This is a genomic window from Paenibacillus pedocola (genome assembly GCF_031599675.1).
Taxonomy (GTDB): Bacteria; Bacillota; Bacilli; order Paenibacillales; family Paenibacillaceae; genus Paenibacillus_AQ; species Paenibacillus_AQ pedocola.
This window is the reverse complement of sequence record NZ_CP134223.1, coordinates 1,963,617-1,982,440: the sequence shown is the minus strand read 5'-3', so window position 1 is coordinate 1,982,440 and position 18,824 is coordinate 1,963,617. Positions and strand designations below refer to the sequence as shown.

Below are 18,824 nucleotides of genomic sequence, written 5' to 3'. Positions count from 1 at the left end.
GTTACAGGGTCATGAGCATCTGAAGCATCCGGTCTGCAAGATAAGGCAGATACTCATGACCGTATTCATGATATACCATTAGGTCTTTCGGTGCTGTGATTTTGTTGTACGCAGCGAATTGTGTCGAAGGCGGACAGATCGTATCCACAAGTCCGGTCACCCATAACACCTTGCCTTGTATCCGCTCTGCCAGATTCTGAATATCAATATACCCGAGGCGGTTGAAAATCTCTTCCTCCCGCAGATGATGCGGATCAAAGAAGCGGAAATAGTAGTTAATTTCCTCATAAGCAGAGGTTGTAATATTTGCTTCCCAAGCCCGCTTGTAATCGGAGAGGAACGGATAGACCGGCACAGCGACAGCAATACGGGGCTCCAGGGAAGCGCAGGCTACTGTAAGTCCGCCTCCTTGTGACAGTCCGGATGCACCGACACGTGCAGGATCCACCTCCGGCATCGCCATCAGAATACGCGCCGTCTGTGCGGTATCAAGAAATACATTGCGGTAATAAAGGTTGTCCGGATCAGGATCATCAATCCCCCGGATAATATGTCCGCGGATGGTTGTCCCCTGAACCGTCAGATTATCTTCGGACAGTCCGCCCTGGCCGCGGCAATCCATTGCCAGCACACTGAATCCGTGAGCTGCATAAGCAACCTTCTCCAGCCAGTCACCGCTGTCGCAGGAGTAACCGTGGAACATGACGACTCCGGGCCCTTTCTCACCGGCCGCCTTCTTCGGTCTTACATATTTACAATGCACTCTGGCTCCTCCTACGCCAGTAAAATACAGATGAAAACAATCTGCCAGCTCGCTCGTAAATTCCGCCGGTACCAGTTCATAATCCAGCGGCTGGGCATCCAGCTCATACAGCGCGCGTTCCCAGTACTGGTCAAAATCAGCCGGCTTCGGGCTGATGCCTTTATAGGCTTGTAATTGGGGCAGGGATCGTTCGTTCATGATGATTCTCCTTAGGGTTATTTAGAATAAACTTAAAGGTTTAGAGTAATGGATCAGTCGCACCTACGGTGGATGTTTGGACCTACGGTGGATGTTTGGACTTCCGACCGCTGTTGTCGTAAGAATTTCTTGATTTACTCCGCTGTTAGCGGTTGAAATCCGGAGACTAGTTTTGCTTCCGATGCGAGCTTTCCTACGGAAAGCTTTCAGGCGGTCGCTATCGCTCCTACAGTTCCAAAATCCCCCTCCGGCACTCCTTTCCTTATCTCAAGTTTTCAAGTTCAATCTCTATAATTTTATTTATTTGGCAAATGGGAGATAAAGCTTGGGGTGAGGAACAGAACGAAAAACCCATTGTAAATGGGTTTTCGTTGTGTACAGCAACTCTGCTGCGGGCACTAGCTATTCCGTCCTAGATCTTGCCGAGACCCGCGTCGTCACCAACCTCTTCATGGGTTTCGATGACATAATTAACAATTTCCTGCACGGTGGTGTAAGCCACGCCTACATAGGTGTCAGCAGCGCCGTAGTAGATGGCGATGCGGCCGGTTTCGGCGTCGGTTAGTGCTGCACAAGGGAACAGCACGTTGTTCACGAAGCCTCTTTCCTCATACCATTCTTCCGGTGTTAGCACGAAGTTTCTGGAGCGGTATTTAACTCTGGACGGCTCATCCTTATCGAGAATTACCGCACCCATACTGTATACAAGGCCGTTGCAGGTTGTGGTTACGCCGTGATAGAACATCAGCCAGCCTTCGGTAGTCTCAATCGGTGCAGGGCCGCCGCCGATCTTCGTACTTTGCCACCAGCCTTGACCGCCTTTGGACATGACATGGCGGTGTTTGCCCCAATAGACGAAATCAGGGCTTTCGCTCAGGAATACGTCACCGAACGGGGTATGACCGCTGTCGCTCGGACGGGACAGCATCACAAAGTTGCCATTCAGCTTTTTAGGGAACAATACGCCATTACGGTTGAACGGCAGGAACGGATTTTCCAGGCTAACGAACGTTTTGAAATCCTGGGTTTTGGCTACTCCGATGGCTGCACCGTAGAAATCTGTACACCAGATGATGTAATAGGTATCTTCAACTTTCACAAGACGGGGGTCATAGGCATAACGCGGTGCGTACGGCTTGCCTTCTTCGTCGGTAAACTGAATCGGCTCGTCATCGATTTTCCACTCCAGGCCGTCAGCGCTATGGCCCAACCGAAGGTGAGGGCGGGTAGTATTATCCTCTACACGGAACACGCCGAGGAAGCTGCCTTCATAGGCAATAACGGCACTGTTAAAAATCCGCGCAACGCCTTTGGCCGGATTGCGTTTGATGACCGGGTTGTCATTATGTCTCCATACCGGATTATCATTTCCTGCCGGTCTGTCCTGCCAGGGAATGTTCGGCAGATGATTGCCGATTAGCTGTACTTCTTTCATAGTTAAGCTCCTCTCAAAATAGTGCAGCCTGGGCTGCGGTGGATTTTATCTTTCAAACATCGTTAATACAGGATAGAGCTGGCAGCTTTATTTTACCGAGCCTTGTGCAAAGCCGTTATAGATGTACTTTTGCAAGGCGATGAAGGCAATCAGCGTCGGAATGATCGCAATCATAATCGCGGCACAGATAACCTCCCACTGCGAGCCGTAAGGCCCTTTAAATTTGAACAGTGCGGTGGAAACGACCTGGAGGCTGCTTTTTGGCATATACAGGAAGGGCGTGTAAAAGTCATTGTAGATGTTGACACCCTTTACGATAATGACCGTGACAATCGCAGGACTCAGCAGCGGCAAAATAATTCTCCAGTAAATCGTCCAGTACGATGCACCGTCCAGCATGGCCGATTCATCCAGCGACTCGGAAATCGAATCCAGGAACTGCATGAAAATATAAACGGCGATAATGTCGGTACCGAGGTACATCAGGATCGGCGCCCAGCGCGTATTGAACAAATCCAGCGAGTTGATGATCTGGAACGTAGCGACCTGGGTGGTTACACCCGGAATCAGGGTTGCCAGCAGAAAAGCGCCCATCAGCAGCTTGCTGCCTTTGAATTTGAAGCGGGCCAAAATATAGGCCATCATTGATCCGGTCAGCGTAGCACCGGCAATGGAAATAAGCACGATGATAATGGTGTTCATGAAGCCGAGCAGCATATTGCCGTCGACAAAAGCCTTGGTGTAGTTGCTGAAATTCAGCCAATTCTCCGGCAGGGTTAACGGGCCGGTACTGGCGTACTCCGCATTGGTTTTGAGCGATGCGAAAAAGACGACCAGAATCGGAATCAGTGCGGCGAGCGCGCCTAAGACTAAGGTTAGATATTTGAAGAAAGAAGCTGCGGTGTATTTAAAAGTATGCATATCTTACTTCTCCTCCTTAATCAGCACACGCTGCAGAATAGTCACAATGACAACGATACCCAGCAGCACCACAGCCATCGCCGAAGCAAGACCCAGCTTGCTGTATTTGAAGGCCACATCAACGGTCTGAATGACAAACGTACCGCTGCCATTAGAGCCGCCGGTCATGACGTACGGAATTTCGAACACACCGATCGCTCCGCTTACCGCGAGGATCAGATTGAGCTGCAGAATTTTTTTGATGCTTGGAATGATAATATGTCTGAACTGGTGCCAGCGGTTGGCGCCGTCAATTTCCGAAGCCTCATAAATATCACTCCCGATCGAAGAAATTGCTCCAAGGAAAATAATGAAGTTCATCCCCATATATCTCCACACCGAAGCAAAGGCGAGGGAAATATTGATCAGATGCGGATTCAGCAGCCATTTCTGCTGCCAGGCTCCAAGTCCGAACAGGTCAAGCAGTGTATTGAGCGTACCTTCCGGTTTGAAAAAGAACAGGAAGATGAAGCCGATAGCCACCCCGTTGAGCAGCGTCGGGAAGAACAGAATTCCTTTGAACCAGTTCTTCAGACGAACATTAAAGCTCAGGATCGTCGCAAAATACAGGGCCAGCCCCATTTGCACAAACGTTGCAAAGAAATAATACAGACTGACCTTAAATACGGCAAAATACTCCGGTTTGGTGAAGATCGTCTTGTAGTTGTCGAACCCGACATACTCCATGTTTTTGCTGAAGCCGTCCCAGCTTGTGAAGCTGTACTGGAACATTTTGAATACGGGTAAATATGAGAACGTCAACAGCAGCACTACCGGTACTAACGAGAATAAAAAAATGATCAAAATCCGCTGATTTTTATAGCTCAAGTTGGACAATCTCTCCACACCTCCTAAGAACACATGCTAATAACTCCAAACCCTGTCCAAGTCCCGCAAAAGTGAAGGGGAAAATGCGCTATGGCATCTCCCCGTTCTCTTGAATCTGTCTTCACTCTGCGTTAATCCATGTAAGATGATGCATTTGATTGCTTTGTAAATTTACTTTGCAGCAGTAACCTTAGCTCTTGCCGCTTTCCATTTGTCGTTCAGGTCTTTCATGATATCGTCGTAGGAATCCTTACGGTTGCCGATTGCAGCTTCGATAATGACTTTCTTGAAGTCAGGCTGCCAGAGGCCGATTTCTGCTTCTTTATCGATGGCATCCACCCAGCCTTCTTCACCTGCTTTAGCTGGTGCAATAGTGTCGAACGTTACGTCCGTGCCTTCAAATTGCTTAAGGATTTCCGGAAGTTCAGCGCCTTTAACCGGGCTCATACCGCCGCCTTCAGTGGTCGGATAGCCGGATTCGTTGATGAACCAGTCCACCCATGCTCTTGCCGCTTCTTTGTTTTTGCTGTGGAGGCTGATACCCAGGTTGTAGTCATCGGACAGAGGCACCAGGATTTTGCTGGCATTGGTAGGGAAAGGCATGAAGCCGACATCATCAGGATTGGTAGCCAGTCCTTTGATTTGGCCGATTGCCCAGGAGCCGAGCATCATCGTACCGATTTTGCCGTTAGCCAGGTCAGCCTTGGAAGTTTCCCAGTCGGTAGTTGTAGGGTCTTCTTCAATCAGACCATTCTTCGCTGCGTCGTACATTACTTTATACAGGTCGTAGTGCGGTTGTCCCTGCACGAAGTTGTCGTCAGAAGCAACCTGAGCGATATTTACATAATCACGGTCGCCGGCAACGGTAGCCAGATCAGCTTCCCATTGGGTCAGCGTCCAGCCTGCAGCATAGTTGGTGTACAGCGGAACTGCATCGGTTTTGTCCTTGATGTTCTGCAGAGCCGTCTGGAACTGTTCAAAGGTTCTTGGAACTTCTGTAATTCCCGCATCCTTGAACACCTGCTTGTTGTAAATCACACCGGAGAAGTTAACGGTAATTGGAATACCATAGGAAATGCCGTCTACACTGCGTTCTTCCAGACCGGTATACTGTTGTTCCAGGTCGGACATTTTGCCCAGCGGCTCAAAGAAATCCGGCAGGTCTTTAATGGCAACGCTTGTAGGAAGCAGCAGCACGTCACCGTAGTCATTGGTGCTCATACGGATTTTGATCTGATCCTCGTAGCTGGACAGAGCTTCGAAGTTTACTTTGACATCCGGATATTTCTCATTAAATTTAGCTGCATAATCCTTGAATACGGTATCAACGATATCCGTACGCTGCGTGATTACTGTGATATCACCTTTGATATCCTTGGCTGCATCGCCTTCAGGGGCAGCAGTAGCCTCCGTGCCTGTTCCTGTATTTCCTGCATTTGTTGCTGCTGCGTTATCCGCGTTGTTGTTGTTCGATGAACAGCCTGCGAATAAACCCGCCATTAGCGTGAGTGCTGCCAAACTTGTAACTGCTTTGGTCTTCTTCATTGCTTTTTTGACCCCTCTCTTCGATTCACGGTTATTAATAACAAAAAACTAACAAACTTTTCCGGTAAAAACGATCAAGACTCTTTAATTACTTACCTTCCGCTTGAATCGTCTTGAAAAGAGTGTTGGTATCGCTTACAAGCTTATTATAAATCGTTCCCACACCCAAAACGATGGTTTCAATTGTTTTTTCTGGTCTTGTATTTGTTATTTTTGTTTTATTAATTTATTGTTTTATATAAAACAACGCCAAAAAGGAGGGCAGATAGCCCTCCTTGGATAAATCCTTTCCTATTAATATGTGTAAACCGGGTTTAGCTTTTCGGAACTCTGCAACCGCTTTTATAATCTTTCGGAGTCATACCGCATATCTTTTTAAACAGCTTATTGAAATACACCGGGTCACTGTAACCGACCATTTCCGCAATCTCATAATTTTTAAGATCAGGCCGCCCGGTCAGCAGCTCCTTAGCCCTGGCAATCCGTATTCCAATCAGATACTCCGTAATTGTCTGTCCGGTCTTATATTTAAATAAGCGGCTGATATAGCTGGCATTCATTCCAACGGTCTCCGCCAGCCGCTCCAGTTCAAAATTGTGGTTGTACTCCTTCTCCAGAATGCTCTTGGTCTGTTCGACCACATAATGCTCTCCGCCTTCGGACGCCTGCACCGCCTCCTGCTGCGGTTCAGCAGCCTTAAGCTTCTTGTTCTCCTCCACCTTCTTCAGCAGCTCATATAATTGTGATTTCTCAATGGGCTTGAGCAGATAATCCAGTGCGCCGAATCGCATCGCCCGCCGGGCATAGTCAAATTCACTAAAGCCGCTCAGCACTGCAATCGGCAGGTTCTTCATATGGCCGCGGGCTTCTTCTATCAGCTTAAAGCCGTCCATTCTCGGCATTTTGATATCCGTAATCAGCAGGTCGATGTCCTCTTCCGATAAACCAGAAAGCTGGTTCCACGCCTCCAGGCCGTTGCCGTGAGAGCCGATAACCTTCACTTCCAAATCCATTCTGGAAGTAATCTTCTCAAGCCCACGGCGAATAACTTCCTCATCATCCGCTATCATGACTCTGATCACTTAGAAAATCGCCTCCAGTTGTAATATCCGTGCGGAATGATTGCGCTACCATTTCATTATAGGCTTCCTTCCTACAATATAAAATGTGCTGTGTTGCTCTTTTATAGTCTTCTGTTTACTTTACACATTTCCCCCTTGAAATCATACCTGAAAAGGGTTATAACTAAATTGTATTGTTGTTATCAATAACTAACATTTTTATAATAACAATATAACAAAACGCAACTTTTGTTATGCTGTCAAAGCAATATATTTTAGAAAAGCGAGGTTTCCAAATGTCACTGCTGAATGAATACGTCGGAGGCGTTACCTGGGGCTTTATGGGCAGGCGCGGAACGTGGGCGCTCGAATCAGCCGAAACTTCAATGGAGCTTATGAAATCGGTTACCGGCGCGAATTGGACAGCCATCGCCTTCAGTGCTATCCAAGCTACCCCGCAATCTACGGAAATTCCTTACTGGGAGCTGCCGACAGTGACTGATGATGAGGTGCTGTGGGCTATCCGCAAGGCTAAGCTACTACAGATGAAGGTCTGCCTGAAACCGATCGTCAATTGCGCAGACGGCACTTGGCGGGCTCATATCAACTTTTTCGACAAGGATGTTCCCTGCGAGCCCAAATGGTCGGAGTGGTTCCGCTCTTATACTGCCTTTATTCTGCATTATGCTGCGATCGCTGAAGAAAGCGGCTGCGAAATGTTCTGCATCGGCTGTGAGCTGGTTCAGGCGGACAGACGCGAAGCAGAGTGGCGGGCTTTGATTGCCGAAGTCCGTAAGGTCTATAGCGGCGTTATTACGTACAATTGCGACAAGTATCAGGAGGATAATGTGACCTGGTGGGATGCGCTCGATGTCATTTCCTCCAGCGGCTACTATCCTGAACACGACTGGGAAGCTCAGCTGGACCGGATTGAAGCTGTGGTGAAGAAGCAGGACAAACCGTTTTTCTTCATGGAAGCGGGCTGTCCAAGCCGGACGGGAAGCGCAGCCATCCCCAATGACTGGACGCTGGCAGGTGAGCCGAGCGAAGAAGAGCAGAGCCGTTTCTACCATGCCATGTTCAGCAGCTGTGAAGGCCGGGACTGGGTACAGGGCTTTATGCTGTGGGATTGGCCGGCACGTCTCTATCCGCCCGAAGAAGCGCCAGTTAATGATGACTACTGCATGTACGGCAAGGCAGCGGCACCGGTTATCAAAGACTACTATACTTCCAAAATCAATGGTTAGGAGTGAATCATCTGCTATGAAGAATTCACCTGAACAATGGCTGAACGCGCTGGAGCAGGAGCTTCAGGACAATATCCTCGGCTTCTGGATGAAGCATACCCTGGATGAGCAGCACGGCGGTTTTGTCGGCGAGATTGACAATCAGCTGAATATTGTGGAAGGCGCCGGAAAGAGCCTTGTACTCAATGCGCGGATTCTCTGGACCTTTGCGACAGCTTACCGTACTTACCGTAAAGCCGAGTATCTGGCTATCGCCGAACGCGCCTATGGTTATCTGCTTGAGCATTTCCTAGACAAGGAATACGGCGGATTATACTGGATGGTGGATGCAGCGGGTGCACCTTCCCAGCTGAAGAAGCAGGTGTACGGGCAAGCCTTCGCGATTTATGCCCTGGCCGAGTATCATCATGCCACTGGACATGCAGAAGCCCTGGAGCAAGCTGTAGAGCTGTTCCGTCTGTTAGAGAAACACGGTTATGATCCTCTTTATAAAGGTTATATTGAAGCACTCGCACGCGACTGGCAGCTGACCAATGACCTGTCCCTCAGCGCCAAGGATATGAACGAGAAAAAATCGATGAACACGCATCTGCATGTTCTCGAGGGCTATACCGGCCTCTACCGGGTGTGGAAGTCAGAGGAGCTGCGGGTTAAGCTGGCCGAACTGATTGAGACCATGCTTAAACATATCGTGGATGATGAAGGCAAGCATTTCCTTCTGTTCATGGACGAAGAGTGGAATGTGAAATCCGATATCATCTCCTACGGTCATGATATCGAAGGCAGCTGGCTGCTGGTGGAGGCCGCCGAGGTACTTGGTGACGAGGAGCTTCTGCAGCGCGTTCAGAAGGTTGCTATCTCAATGGCAGAAGCCACACTTAACGAAGGTATCGACGCTGACGGCGGAATATGGAACGAAGCTGACAGTAATGGCTTAATCTCTAAGGACAAAGACTGGTGGCCTCAGGCGGAAGCCATGGTCGGTTTCTACAATGCCTACCAGCTGACAGAGGATGCCCGCTTCCAGGAAGCTGCCGCAGCGTCATGGAACTTTATTGACAGCTACATGGTCGACCACAAGCTGGGCGAATGGTATTGGGGTGTAGACCACAATCTGCAGCCGGTGGCTCATGAGCCAAAGGTCAGCGCCTGGAAATGCCCTTATCATAACAGCAGAGCCTGCTTCGAAATGATCGCACGGCTTAAATCATCTATAAAGGAGACTATCTAAATGACTTCAGTATTTGAGGAACGCAAAGCGCAGTTAACCGAACGATATGAGGCACTGATTGGACGCAAAAATGAAAAGGTGCCTTTCGGCAACGGTATTTATGACCGTTACCAGTATCCGCTGCTGACCGCAGAGCATGCACCGCTGATCTGGCGTTATGACTTCAATCCTGAGACCAACCCTTATTTCGCTGAAAGAATCGGCGTGAACGGAGTCTTCAATCCGGGGGCAATCGAACTGGATGGCAAATTCTATATTGTGGCCCGTGTAGAGGGCAATGACCGCAAATCCTTCTTCGCCGTTGCCGAGAGCGACAGCGGTGTGGACGGCTTCCGCTTCTGGGATCACCCGGTTGTGCTGCCTGAGACAGAAGACCCGGACATCAACGTCTATGATATGCGTCTGGTCAAACATGCCGACGGCTGGATCTACGGACTGTTCTGCACCGAACGCAAAGACCCGGATGCCCCGCACGGCGATCTGTCCAGTGCTGTAGCACAGTGCGGCATCACCCGCACTAAAGACCTGAAAACGTGGGAGCGCCTGGCTGACCTTAAGACCGGCTCCGCCCAGCAGCGCAATGTCGTGCTGCATCCTGAATTCGTAGACGGCAAATATGCCTTCTATACCCGTCCGCAGGATGGCTTCATCGACGCCGGCTCCGGCGGCGGCATCGGCTGGGGCTTGTCCGATACTATCGAGAATGCTGTGATTACCAGTGAGTCAATCATGGATCAGCGCTACTACCATACGATCAAAGAAGTGAAGAACGGCCAAGGACCGGCTCCGATCAAAACCCCGCGCGGCTGGCTGCATATCGCCCACGGCGTGCGCAATACCGCTGCAGGCCTGCGTTACGTGCTCTATGCCTTCCTGTCGGACCTGAATGAGCCGAACAAGGTTACCCACGCTCCCGGCGGACATTTCATCGCACCGGACGGCGAGGAACGCGTCGGCGATGTATCGAACGTCGTATTCTGTAACGGTGTGATCGCCCGTGACAACGGAGACATCTATATCTACTATGCATCCTCTGATACCCGTGTTCATGTAGCTACTACCACCGTCGACCAGATGCTCGATTATGTGCTGAACACGCCGGAAGATCCGCTCCGCTCCTATGCCTGCGTTCAGCAGCGGATCGCGCTGGTCGACCGTAATTTGCAGCTCTAATCTCATATTCATTCCTAAGCATCAGCCAGCACAAAGGTGCAAGAAGGCGGCTCCGGCAGAACGTATCGTTCTGTCCGGAGCCGCCTTTTAATAGTTATTGAGGCGAATGGCAAAAAGACTATTCATTCCCGCCGGCCGCAAGCTTCGCATCAATCGCCGCCGTCAGCTCCCCGTAGCCGCCCTTTAGAAGCTTGCCGTCAACCATAAACTGCGGTGTGCCGTTCACCCCGTAATTGCCCGCTGTCTTGAAGTCCTCTTTGACCGCCAGCATGTACGTGTGGTTCTTAAGATCTGTGGCGAAGCGGTCGTAGTCGATCCCGGCAATATTCTTTTTCACAAAAACCCGCAGGAACTCCGGTGTAGCCCAAATCTTCGCCTCATCACCTTGATGATCGTACAGCATGCTCATAAACTCCCAGAACTTGTCGTTATTCTGAGCGGCAATTGCTTCACCGGCACTTGCTGCCAGAATGGAATCTCGGTCGATAAACGCAAAATTGATGAAAAAGAGCTCTACCTTGCCAGTATCGACATAATCCTTTCTGAATTGCTCAAAATAGGTTTCCTTCCACTTCTTGCAGGCCGGGCATTTGAAATCGGCGAATTCGATAACCTTTACCTTTGCCGAAGCATCGCCCAGATGGGGTTGCTTCTCGTATTTCAGCCCGTCCGCATCGTAATCGCCGCGGATTTCCGTATAATTGGGCAGACCGCCGAGGTCCGGGGAAGCCTCCGAATTCCTCAGAAAGACCAGAGAAACCGCCAGCACAATGACACTGACCGCCAGGGTTGCGACGACAAAAAGGCGATTGGACGTTTTTTTCGATTGGGTGTTAGCCATGGGATTGCATTCCTCCGCTTATTAGCGATTCTTCGCATATACCGACCCGGGTAAACGCCCCGTTCTGCGGTTCGATCCGTAAAGTGACAATTTCAAACCCTTTGAGCTCAACCTTCTCCGTGATGCCAAGCGCCGGAACCGACAATCCGGTGCAACGGGGATACCCGGTCGGCTCGAACAGACGTACGATATACCCTTCTCCGTCCTGTTCCTTCTTGAAGGCGCTCATTTGAACCGTCTCATCCGTCAACGCGATTGCAGTTCCGTGAGAATATCCTTCACCCGAAGGAAAAAACGACAGCGCAAACGGCCTTTCGGCATGCCTCAGAGCTTCCCGGTCGATCCTTCCGGCCCGCTCTTCCAGTTCCCCGGCGTTCAGCCAGAAGGTAAAGCAGCGTTCGCCCTGATCAATCCGCGGCAAAAAGCGGTCCTGCGGCATGATCGGCCGGTTGCCAATCGGGTGGGCGCAGTAGCCGGCGCCGCGCAGCAGGGACAGGCGGATTTCGCCGGCGCAGCAATCGGAGCCGTAAATGCCGTCGTTGATTACAGTCAGCATTTGCCCACGTTTCGCGGATTGCAGCGCGGTCCATTTCTGCGCAGCAACCTCCTGGCCACCTGCAGCGAGTTCCTGCACGCCGAATGCTGTCTGGCCGGTATACAAGGCATCCGCCAGAACGGTCGGAACCGATAGCTTGAGCATGCGGTCTTTTTCGTTCCAATAGACGCGGACGTGGACTTCGATTTCCGTACCTTGTTTCGGCAGCTTGTAGGTGAGGACAAGGCGGGAGTCGTTGTACTGCAGCACGGATTCAATGACCGTCCGCACATTACCTTCTTCGATGACGTGAACCGGGGGAATCATTTCCTTGATGCCGCAAAACAGGCTGCCCTCCCGCTCATCCATCAGCGTAAACTGGCCGATAACTTCACGGAATTCATCGGTGTCCATCCGCCACGGGTCTTCGTTGTCGGCGACGACCAGCGGGGCAAAAGCACCCGGAAGCAGATAGGACACGCCGCCTGCCGAATACTCGTCGATCAGGCCAGTACCGGCATTGACCGTTACATACAGCTCCTCCGTACGGAAATAAAAGGCGCCATCCCGGACTTCAAGCGCTGGTGCCGGTTTCCGTTCCAGCGGCTCGATCCGGCAGTCGAAACGTTTCATCGCGGCGGGCGCCAGCTCCGCCCGGAACACCACACGTTTGCGCCAGTCGAGATTCAGATTGCTGTGCTCCTTCTCCGCCTGTGACGGAATCCGCTTGCTGCCTTGATACACGGCCGGATTCGAGAACTGCTCCAGCCAGTTCTGGTCCTCCAGCATGAATTCGCATTCGAATATGCCGCTTACCGGATACGGATGCGGATTATAAATTAGGATCGGATATTCCTTGGGCTTCGCCTGCGGCTGTCCGGCGGCCAATGCGAAGAATGCCCGCGCTTTTAGCCGCGCGGTGATTTCCAGGCCGTGATCCAGCTGCCGCAGCGAAGCTTCCTCGGCGGGCTGGATTGATGTTCCAGGCAGAATGTCATGGAACTGGGCGGTCAGCAGATCGTGCTGAGCTTCCGCCAGATCACGGGCCGGGTATGGGAGCAAGCCGTGCAGCCCTGCTGCGGCAAGCATTTTCTCCGTCATATACAGTTCATTTTCGAGCTGCCGGTGTTTCTGCTTGATGCGGATCATGGAAGTATAACAGCCTACAAAACGGGGATTGAGATCCCCCGAGTACCGCGGCAGCTCCTTCACCTCCGGCAGCGCGGCAAAATACTGCTCCGGCGTCGCATGAACCAGCCGGAACTCCCCGGACTGCTCTATTCTCGCCGCCATGGCGTCCAAATCGAGCCGGGAAGGGCCGCCGCCATGGTTGCCGACGCCCCATAGCAGCAGGCCGATCGGCTCATCCGCATGCGTTGCGAGCCAGTCAGCAATCTTCTGATCGGCTTTGCCGAGCGCCGAATGGTAGGCGTCTGTGATTTTATGCGCCATCACGCTGCTGCCGGCAAAACCTTCCCAAATGAAATCCTGACCCGGCAGTCCGGCGTGCTCATCAGGGCGCATAAAGATATAAGAGTCGTAGCCCGCCTGCTGCATAATCTGCACCAGCCCCCGGCTGTGGCCGAAGGAGTCAAAATTGATTGCCGTCGTCGGCCGTACGCCGAACTTTTCACGGAAATAACTCCGGCCCGCCAGTATTTGGCGTGCGAACGATTCACCCGACGGCATGTTGCAGTCCGGCTGCAAATACCAGCCGCCCATGATATGCCATCTTCCCTGCCGTACCAGCCGCTGGATGCGGGTAAACAATGCTGGTTCGTATTCCTCGACCCACTGATACAAAATCGCTTCATTGTGGTTAAAAATGTACCCGTCATATTCCTCGCAAAACCCGGCAGCCGCACGGAAGGTGGAGACGGCGGCCGCCGCGCCTTCCTCCCACTCCCATTGCCACACCGGATCAAGATGAGCATTGCTCAGTAAATATAGTGTCTTCATGACGCTCCCCGCTGCAATTGGGCATCCAGCCTATACACGCCGCCCGCGGCCGCTTCCAGCTCTGTCTTCCGTCCGCCGCAGCGGACAGTCACCCGCCCGGCAAGATGCGTCCGGATCACCGCTCTGGTCAGTTCCCCGTTCTCCCACGTGATATCGACCTCAGCATTGCCTTTGGCACGGAGCCCCGTTACTTTGCCCGTTCCCCAGGCTGCGGGAAGCGCCGGCAGCAGATGAATATAGCCCGCATGGCTTTGCAGCAGCATTTCTGCAATGGCTGCCGTTCCGCCGAAATTGCCGTCGATGACGAAGATATTCGTCTCTGCGCCGCCGATGCCCGATCTGGAATACGACAGCAGATTATCGAAGCATAGCTCGCCAATTAGATGAGAAACATGCCGGAGCGCCTGGTCACCGTCATGCAGCCTTGCAAAGCCGAGGGCAAACAGCGCTGCCGTAAACTCCACATCCTCCAGCTCATCCTGCAACATCCGGTTCTCCAGCGTTACCCGCATAGCGGCTGCAAGCTCCGGTGTGTCTTCCGGTGTAATCTGGCTGCCGGGATACAGCGCGTACAGATGCGAAAAATGACGGTGCTCCGGCTGGGCTTCATCAAAATCCTCCAGCCATTCCTGCAATTGACCGCGGCTGCCGATTTGCAGCGGCGGGAGCTTGCGGATCGCTTCTGCCAGCTGCGCACGAAATTCCTCATCCACACCGAGCAGTCCGGCCGCCTCCCGGCAGAACTCGAACAGCTCCCGTACCAGCTCCTGGTCTACCGTCGTTCCCATCGACAGCTGCTGGACGCCCGATTCAGGTCCATCCGGATAGAAATGATTTTCCGGCGAATTGGATGGTCCGGTGACGAGCCAGCCGTATTTCGGATGGATCGTCATATAATCGAGGAAAAAGACCGCTGCTTCTTTCAGCACGGGGTAGGCCTGATTCTTAAGGAACGCTGTGTCGCGGCTGTAGCGGAAATGTTCCATCATATGCGCCGCCAGCCACAGGCCGCCAGTTACGTTGAGCCCCCAGGATGTATCCCAGCCCGGGGCTGCAAAGCCCCAGGCATTGGAGAACACATGAGCCACCCAGCCCGCTGCGCCGTAAAAATACCGCGCTGCCGCACGGCCGGCCTGCGCCAGATCCTCAATGTAAGCCATCAGCGGAAGATGGCTGTCACCGAGGCCGATGACCTCAGCCGGGTAATAATTCATCTGCGTGTTCACATCGAGATGATAATCGCAGCTCCAGCCCATCCGGCAGGCTTCACCGTCATTCCAGATGCCCTGCAGGTGCAGCGGCAGCGGAGAATCGGCGCGGGAACCGGCGATCATCAGATACCGGCCGTATTGCAGGAACAAAGCATACAGCTGCGGGTCCCCGCCTTCGCCCTGACGCAGCCTCCGCATCCGTTCATCCGTCGGCAGCACGGATTGCGGCAGATTGCCCAGTTCGAGCTCCACTGTGCCAAATTCCCGGCGGTAATCGGCAATATGCTCCCCGCGCAGCCGTTCATACCCTGCAGCGACAGCGCCGGCAAGCGCCCGGCTGCCCGCCTCCGCCCAGCCTGTATCCTCCTTACGGTAATCGGTGGCAACGGTAAAATAGATCCATGCCTCATCCGCACCGGTAACCCGCAGCGTATCTGCGCCGCATTCTACGCTGCCGCCGGCTGTTACAATTTTGAGCTGTCCCTGGCTCCAGACGCCGCATTTGCCGCTACTGTGAACGCGCTCCGTCGCCTGTGCGCGGAATTCCAGTGTATCCGGCGCGGCAGCACGCGTCTCGAACGTCTCCGTGATCCCTTGTAGTGTCAAGGTAAACGAGACGCGTTCAGGCGACTGTCCCCAGATTCGGGCAGCGAGCACATCGCCAGGATGAGAGGCGAATACTTCACGTTTCAGCCAGCCGCCTTCCGTATCGCTGAAGCTCCGCACCAGCGCCTGGCTTAAATCCAGCTCCCGCCGGAAATTCTCACCGGCAAGGTTCGGCTTCGCATCGGCAAAATCAAGCGTAATCCGGCATAGGCCTAAGTGGGTACCGAAGTTTGATTTGACCGGCATCAGGCTCTGCTTGGCCAGCCGGCCCCCCCCTTCATAATCGCCGGCGAAAAAGGCTGCACGCATCTCTTCCAGCGCCTCTTTGCCGCGGCCGTTGCCAGGAACAGCCTCCGCCTGGCCCGACCAGAAGGTTACCTCGCTCATCTCCCATACTTCGCGGCCCGGCGAGGATATCACGACCGCCCCGATTCTGCCGTTTCCGAGCGGCAGGCCCTGAGACCAGCCCTCTGCAGGTTTGGCATACCACAATTTGTATTCGTTCATCCTGCTTCCTCCTATACGTGTACAGATGTTTGACGATAGTGGGGTTCAGCTTTCGGTCTGCGGTTCAACCGGTAAATTTATCGTTTCGCCGGGAGCAAGTGTACCCGCTAGATGGGAAGGCTCCAGCAACCCGTTCGTTAAGCGGACCTTGCCCGGTATTCCGGTATGCGCCTGCACCTCCGCTGTCTTATGAATAATCCTTACTTTGATCCTCATTAATGGGTACTAAGCGTGAACCGGGACAAGCGTGTAACGTTTGCCGCGTTCGGTAGCGAAACGAAGCACGCCATCCGGCCCTGTCTCAGCGGAGACCTGCTGTCCTTCACAGGTCACAAGCAGCGGAACGCCGGTCCGCACACGGCATTCCGCCCCCAGCTTCGAGGTAATCTCCGCTTCGGCAAGCCTGCCGCCGGCCCAGCGGAGATTAACCTCGAAGCCGCCGCGGGCGCATAGCCCCGCGGCATGGCCGTCCGCCCAATGCTGCGGCAGTGCCGGCAGCAGCTCAAGCCACGGGAGATGCGACTGCAGCAGCATCTCCGCAATCCCGGCCGAGGCGGCAAAGTTGCTGTCAATCTGAAACGGGGGATGTGCCCCGAGCAGATTGGCATACACGCCCCCGCCGTGGCTGTACACCTCGCGGCCGTCGTCCCGGACGAGCCGCAGCATATTCGCGAGCAGCGCATGCGCGCGCTCGCCGTCGCGGAACCGGCTCCACAGGGCGACGCGCCAGCCGAGGCTCCAGCCGGTGCTTTCGTCGCCGCGCCGTTCCAGCGAGACCCGGGCTGCCCGGAACAGCTCCGGTGTCTCCTCCTGCGAGAGCTGGCGTCCCGGGTAAACGCCGACCAGATGGGAGGTATGCCGGTGGCAGCGGTCCTCGTCCTCCCAGTCATGCGCCCATTCCTGAAGCTGGCCGTAGCGGCCGGTCTGCAGCGGCAGGAGCCGCGCTCTGGCCTGCTCTACTTCTGCCCGGAATCCGGGATCGCCGCCAAGGACGGCCTCCGCTTCCAGGCAGTTGGTGAACAGCTCCCAGATGAGCGAAATATCCATGGTCGCTCCTGCGCTGACCGCCGCCGTCCCCTCCGGCGTGCGGAATTTATGCTCCGGCGAGGTGGACGGCGAGGTAACCAACCGTCCCTGCCCGTCGTCTTGCAGCCAATCAAGGGCGAAGCAAGCCGCTTCCTTCATAACTGGATAAGCGAAGCTGCGAAGATAGTCTTCATCCCCGCCGAAGGCATAATGCTCCCACAGATGCTGGGTCAGCCAGATGCCGCCCATCGGCCAGAATGCCCAGGACGGATCGCCGTCCCCGAAATGGCCGGCCGGGGCCGTATGCCCCCAGATGTCGGCATTGTGATGAGCCGTCCAGCCGCGGGCGCCGTAGTTCACGGCGGCTGTCCGCGCGCCGTTCTGCGCGAGCCGGCCAATCAGCGACAGCAGCGGCTCATGGCATTCAGCCAGGTTGCAGACCTCCGCCGGCCAGTAGTTCATCTCGGTATTGATGTTCAGGGTATAATTGCTGCTCCACGGCGGCCGGGTGGAAGCATTCCAGATGCCTTGCAGGTTGGCCGCCTGTGTGCCCGGCCGGGAGCTTGCGATCAGAAGGTAACGTCCATACTGGAACAGCAGCTCGGCCATTCCGGGGTCTTGCGCCCCCCATTCTGCGATTCTCCGGTCGGTGGTCAGCTCCTCGGCGGCCTGCATTGCGCCGAGCTTCAGCTCCACCCGGCCGTATAAAGGCCGATAGTCGGCGCTATGCCGTGCAAGCAGCTCGCCGTATGGCCGGGCCAGCGCCTGCTCCAGCATCGCCGCCGCCAGCGCAGACTCCTCGCGGCCCTGGCTGCCGGGCAGCCGGTCAAAGCCGCTGAAGCTGGTCGCCGCACTGAAGATCAGCACCGCGGCGCTTGCCCCATGGACATGGACGCCGCCTTCGTCCACGGTCACTTCGCCGTCCTCCGTCCTCACGGCGATCCGGCCTTCAAAGCGCATGCCCTCGCTTTGCCCGGGATTGCCGTAGCGGATGGGGTCATCCGTGTTGAAATAACCCGGATCCACATGCTCCGGCGCAAGGCCCCGCAGGACAAAGGATGCGCTATCCGCCAGCGTATGATGGCGCAGCGGGCTGTCCAGCCGGGCATGGAAATTCAGCCTGCCTGCAGCACCAGAAGCCAGCCGCAGGACCAGCACCTGATCCGGGTGGGAAGCGAACATTTCGCGCGTATAGGTTACGCTGCCGACCGCATACGATACGCGGTGCACAGCATCTTCAAGATCGAGCGTGCGCCGATATTCGCTGCTGACATCTCCATGCTCGAAGCAGAGCAGCAGCTCCCCGAAGGGAAGATAGGACTGGGTATACGGCCCCAGCATGCGCCGCCCCAGTGCATCGGCCTCGATATAGCGCCCTTGCCATATCACCTCACGGATCTCCGGCAGAACCTCCTTCGCGCCGGGGTTGCTGCCGTCCTGCGGATAACCGGACCATAAAGTATCCTCGTTCAGGCCGATGACCTCGCGCTCCACTCCGCCATAGATCATTCCGCCTAGACGGCCGTTGCCGACCGGCAGCGCCTCCGTCCAGACCGCGGCCGGTTTATCGTACACAAGCTTCATAGGTTTCTGTCCTCCGATGACGTAAGTCTTATCTGACGCTTAACGCTGTTCATGACTGCCGGCCAACCCTAGACGGTCCAGCAGTTTCCTTTGATCTCCGTATCGCAATACGCC

Annotated in this window: 13 protein-coding genes; 3 read left to right on the top strand and 10 right to left on the bottom strand. The window is 54.1% G+C overall.

The features are described from left to right. Nucleotide 1: 1 nt before the first annotated feature. The 6 genes from QU597_RS08485 to QU597_RS08460 form a co-directional block, all read right to left on the bottom strand. The gene (locus tag QU597_RS08485; RefSeq protein ID WP_370656240.1) at nucleotides 2-961 is read right to left on the bottom strand and encodes an acetylxylan esterase; all 960 of its coding nucleotides are present in this window, start codon (nucleotides 959-961) and stop codon (nucleotides 2-4) included. A 412-nt stretch (nucleotides 962-1,373) separates the two neighbouring features. Continuing rightward, on the bottom strand, nucleotides 1,374-2,396 hold the full coding sequence (locus QU597_RS08480; protein WP_310832240.1) for a glycoside hydrolase family 130 protein: 1,023 nt from the start codon (nucleotides 2,394-2,396) through the stop codon (nucleotides 1,374-1,376). An 87-nt stretch (nucleotides 2,397-2,483) separates the two neighbouring features. Then, a complete protein-coding gene (locus QU597_RS08475; RefSeq protein WP_236333884.1) occupies nucleotides 2,484-3,317 on the bottom strand; it encodes a carbohydrate ABC transporter permease in 834 nt (277 codons plus the stop codon). A gap of 3 nt (nucleotides 3,318-3,320) precedes the next feature. Beyond that, nucleotides 3,321-4,202, bottom strand: coding sequence for a carbohydrate ABC transporter permease (locus QU597_RS08470; RefSeq protein WP_310832239.1), 882 nt, complete (start codon nucleotides 4,200-4,202; stop codon nucleotides 3,321-3,323). A 153-nt stretch (nucleotides 4,203-4,355) separates the two neighbouring features. Continuing rightward, entirely contained in the window at nucleotides 4,356-5,729 is a 1,374-nt protein-coding gene (locus QU597_RS08465; RefSeq protein WP_310832237.1) for an ABC transporter substrate-binding protein, read from the bottom strand. Nucleotides 5,730-6,043: 314 nt separating this feature from the next. Further along, complete coding sequence (locus QU597_RS08460; RefSeq protein ID WP_310832236.1) at nucleotides 6,044-6,811, bottom strand: response regulator transcription factor; 768 nt, start codon at nucleotides 6,809-6,811, stop codon at nucleotides 6,044-6,046. Between the two features lie 275 nt (nucleotides 6,812-7,086). Between QU597_RS08460 and QU597_RS08455 the strand changes: the two genes are divergently transcribed. The 3 genes from QU597_RS08455 to QU597_RS08445 are packed head-to-tail and all read left to right on the top strand — an operon-like array spanning nucleotide 7,087 to nucleotide 10,441. Next, a complete protein-coding gene (locus QU597_RS08455) occupies nucleotides 7,087-8,037 on the top strand; it encodes a glycoside hydrolase family 113 (RefSeq protein WP_310832235.1) in 951 nt (316 codons plus the stop codon). Nucleotides 8,038-8,053: 16 nt separating this feature from the next. Beyond that, nucleotides 8,054-9,268 (top strand): AGE family epimerase/isomerase, encoded by a 1,215-nt coding sequence (locus QU597_RS08450; RefSeq protein ID WP_310832234.1) that lies wholly within the window; start codon nucleotides 8,054-8,056, stop codon nucleotides 9,266-9,268. Then, on the top strand, nucleotides 9,269-10,441 hold the full coding sequence (locus tag QU597_RS08445; RefSeq protein ID WP_310832233.1) for a glycoside hydrolase family 130 protein: 1,173 nt from the start codon (nucleotides 9,269-9,271) through the stop codon (nucleotides 10,439-10,441). Nucleotides 10,442-10,559: 118 nt separating this feature from the next. Here QU597_RS08445 and QU597_RS08440 read toward each other — a convergent pair whose 3' ends face one another. The 4 genes from QU597_RS08440 to QU597_RS08425 all read right to left on the bottom strand — a co-directional run bounded on the left by QU597_RS08440 (nucleotide 10,560) and on the right by QU597_RS08425 (nucleotide 18,710). Next, a complete protein-coding gene (locus tag QU597_RS08440) occupies nucleotides 10,560-11,282 on the bottom strand; it encodes a DsbA family protein (RefSeq protein ID WP_310832232.1) in 723 nt (240 codons plus the stop codon). Beyond that, entirely contained in the window at nucleotides 11,275-13,776 is a 2,502-nt protein-coding gene (locus QU597_RS08435; RefSeq protein WP_310832231.1) for a glycoside hydrolase family 38 N-terminal domain-containing protein, read from the bottom strand. The genes QU597_RS08440 and QU597_RS08435 overlap by 8 nt, the downstream gene beginning before the upstream one ends. Continuing rightward, nucleotides 13,773-16,100 carry a glycoside hydrolase family 95 protein gene (locus tag QU597_RS08430; RefSeq protein WP_310832230.1) on the bottom strand — a complete coding sequence of 776 codons (2,328 nt, stop codon included), beginning with the start codon at nucleotides 16,098-16,100 and terminating at the stop codon, nucleotides 13,773-13,775. The genes QU597_RS08435 and QU597_RS08430 overlap by 4 nt, the downstream gene beginning before the upstream one ends. Before the next feature lie 225 nt (nucleotides 16,101-16,325). After that, nucleotides 16,326-18,710 carry a glycoside hydrolase family 95 protein gene (locus QU597_RS08425; protein ID WP_310832229.1) on the bottom strand — a complete coding sequence of 795 codons (2,385 nt, stop codon included), beginning with the start codon at nucleotides 18,708-18,710 and terminating at the stop codon, nucleotides 16,326-16,328. Between the last annotated feature and the right edge of the window lie 114 nt (nucleotides 18,711-18,824).

Coding starts and splice junctions, on each gene's coding strand:
- QU597_RS08485 (WP_370656240.1), bottom strand. CDS start 961: ATGAACGAACGATCCCTGCCCCAATTACAAGCCTATAAAGGCATCAGC.
- QU597_RS08480 (WP_310832240.1), bottom strand. CDS start 2,396: ATGAAAGAAGTACAGCTAATCGGCAATCATCTGCCGAACATTCCCTGG.
- QU597_RS08475 (WP_236333884.1), bottom strand. CDS start 3,317: ATGCATACTTTTAAATACACCGCAGCTTCTTTCTTCAAATATCTAACC.
- QU597_RS08465 (WP_310832237.1), bottom strand. CDS start 5,729: ATGAAGAAGACCAAAGCAGTTACAAGTTTGGCAGCACTCACGCTAATG.
- QU597_RS08455 (WP_310832235.1), top strand. CDS start 7,087: ATGTCACTGCTGAATGAATACGTCGGAGGCGTTACCTGGGGCTTTATG.
- QU597_RS08450 (WP_310832234.1), top strand. CDS start 8,054: ATGAAGAATTCACCTGAACAATGGCTGAACGCGCTGGAGCAGGAGCTT.
- QU597_RS08445 (WP_310832233.1), top strand. CDS start 9,269: ATGACTTCAGTATTTGAGGAACGCAAAGCGCAGTTAACCGAACGATAT.
- QU597_RS08440 (WP_310832232.1), bottom strand. CDS start 11,282: ATGGCTAACACCCAATCGAAAAAAACGTCCAATCGCCTTTTTGTCGTC.
- QU597_RS08435 (WP_310832231.1), bottom strand. CDS start 13,776: ATGAAGACACTATATTTACTGAGCAATGCTCATCTTGATCCGGTGTGG.
- QU597_RS08430 (WP_310832230.1), bottom strand. CDS start 16,100: ATGAACGAATACAAATTGTGGTATGCCAAACCTGCAGAGGGCTGGTCT.
- QU597_RS08425 (WP_310832229.1), bottom strand. CDS start 18,710: ATGAAGCTTGTGTACGATAAACCGGCCGCGGTCTGGACGGAGGCGCTG.